Origin of the sequence: Mesorhizobium sp. M7A.F.Ca.US.007.01.2.1, assembly GCF_003998165.1 — a bacterium.
GTDB lineage: Bacteria > Pseudomonadota > Alphaproteobacteria > Rhizobiales > Rhizobiaceae > Mesorhizobium > Mesorhizobium ciceri.
Genome location: NZ_RZQP01000431.1, coordinates 1 through 2167, shown reverse-complemented (window position 1 = coordinate 2167; position 2167 = coordinate 1). Strand labels below are relative to the sequence as shown.

The window sequence follows — 2167 nt, the reverse complement described above, 5'->3', positions numbered from 1 at the left end:
CCTTCGTGCTGCGCCAGATGCTGGCGCGTGGCCTGGACAGGTTCGCCGTCGCGACCATCTGGGATCCGATCGCGGTCACCTTCTGCCTGGCGGCAGGCGAGGGCGCAGTCATCGACCTGCGCTTCGGCGGCAAGGCCGGGCCGCAAGCCGGCGAGCCGATCGATGCGCGCGTGCGCGTGCTGAAGGCGGTTGCGGAGGGCTGGCAGAGTTTCGGGCCAAGCCGGGTGACGCTTGGGCCGACGGCGCTGGTCCGCCTCGAAGGCACCGAGGTCGACATCATCCTCAACACCAACCGCACGCAGACCTTCGAGCCGGATATCTTTTCCAACATCGGCGTCGATCCGCTAGCCAAGGACATGCTGCTGATCAAGTCGACCAATCATTTCTACGCCGGCTTCGAGCCGATCGCCGCCGAGATCATCTATGTCTCGGCGCCGAGTTCGTATCCCAGCAATCCGGCGGTGACCGATTACAAGAAGCTGACAAGGCCGGTGTGGCCGAGGGTGACGGATCCTTGGAAGGTGTAGGGTTCTCCCTTCTCCCCTTGTGGGAGGAGGTGGCCTCGCGAAGCGAGGTCGGATGAGGGGTGTTCCAGCGGAGTGAGGCGTTGGCATTTCCTGGAACACCCCTCATCCGTCTCGGCGCTACGCGCCGATCCACCTTCCCCCACAAGGGGGGAAGGGAAAGCCAATCACGCCAGCCCGCGCTTGGCCATCATCGCTTCCGGCGACGGCATCTTGCCGCGGAAGGCGGTGTAGAGTTCTTCCGGATCCTTCGAGCCGCCGGCGGCGTAGATGTTCTTGCGCAGCCGCTCGGCGAGCGCCGGGTTGAAGGGGTCGCCGGTTTCCTCGAAGGCGGCAAAAGCATCGGCATCGAGCACTTCCGACCACATGTAGGAATAGTAGCCGGCCGAATAGCCTTCGCCGGAAAAGACATGGCCGAAATGCGGGGTGCGGTGACGCATGGCTATGGTGTCCGGCATATGCAGTTCTGCAAGCGTTTCGGCTTCGAAACGAAGCGGCGCTTCAGGCGCCTCCGCCCGCGCGTGATAGGCCATGTCCATCAAGGCGGAGGCGGTGAATTCGACCGTGGCGAAGCCGGCGCCGAAGGTGCGCGCGGCCAGCATCTTGTCGAGCAGCGCCTTGGGCATCGGCTTGCCGGTCTTGACGTGCAGCGCGTGCTTTTCCAGCACCGCCGGCACGGTCAGCCAGTGCTCGTAGAGCTGCGAAGGCAGTTCGACGAAATCGCGGCTGACCGAGGTGCCCGAAACCGAGGGCCAGGTGACGTCGGTCAGCATGCCGTGCAAAGCATGGCCGAACTCGTGGAACAGCGTTTTGGCCTCGTCGACCGACAGCAGCGCCGGCTCGCCCACCGGCGGCTTGGCGAAGTTCATGATGTTGTAGATGACCGGGCTCGCACCGTGGCCGAGCCTGTAGCCGGACTGCAGCGCGCTCATCCAGGCGCCGGAGCGCTTTGACGGCCGGGCGAAATAGTCGGCCAGGAACAGGCCGCGCTCGCTGCCGTCGGCATTCTTCACCACGAAGACGCGGGCGTCCGGATGCCAGGCCGCGATGCCCTTTTTCTCTTCGAAGGTGATGCCGAACAGCCGTGTCGCCACGTCGAAGCAAGCGTCGATGATCCGGTCGAGCTGTAGATAAGGTTTCAGTTCCGCCTCGTCGAAGGCGAATTTCTCCGCGCGCAGCTTCTCCTGGTAGAAGCGCCAGTCCCAGGCAGCGAATTTTTCGTTGCTGCCGGCTGCGGTGGCCAGGCGCTGCAATTCGATCTGGTCGCTTGCTGCCTTCTCAAGCGCCTTCTCCCACACCGGATCGAGCAGCGCGTGCACGGCCTTCGGCGTCTTGGCCATGGTGTCGTCGAGCTTCAGCGCGGCGAAAGAGGCGTAGCCGAGCAGCTTTGCCTTTTCGGCCCGCAGGCGCAGCATGTCGCGCACCACGTTCGTGTTGTCGGTGGCGCCGCCATTCTGCCCGCGCATGGTGAAGGCGCGGAAGGCGATCTCGCGCAGATCGCGGCGTTCGGAGAAGGTCGAGAACGGCTCATAGATCGAGCGCGACAGAGTGACGGCATAGCGGCCCTTCTGGCCGCGTATCTCGGCCGCTTCGGCCATGGAACTTTTCACGAAGTCCGGCAGGCCGGCAAGGTCGGCTTCATC

General features: G+C 64.4%; 2 protein-coding genes. One reads left to right on the top strand and one right to left on the bottom strand.

Annotation, left to right across the window (positions count from 1 at the left end):
• On the top strand, positions 1 to 527 hold a 527-nt coding region (locus EN949_RS34735; RefSeq protein WP_164782660.1), incomplete at its 5' end, for an MlrC C-terminal domain-containing protein.
• 164 nt (positions 528 to 691) lie between these two features.
• Here EN949_RS34735 and EN949_RS34730 read toward each other — a convergent pair.
• A partial coding sequence (locus EN949_RS34730; protein ID WP_164782659.1) for a M3 family metallopeptidase occupies positions 692 to 2167 on the bottom strand: 1476 nt, incomplete at its 5' end.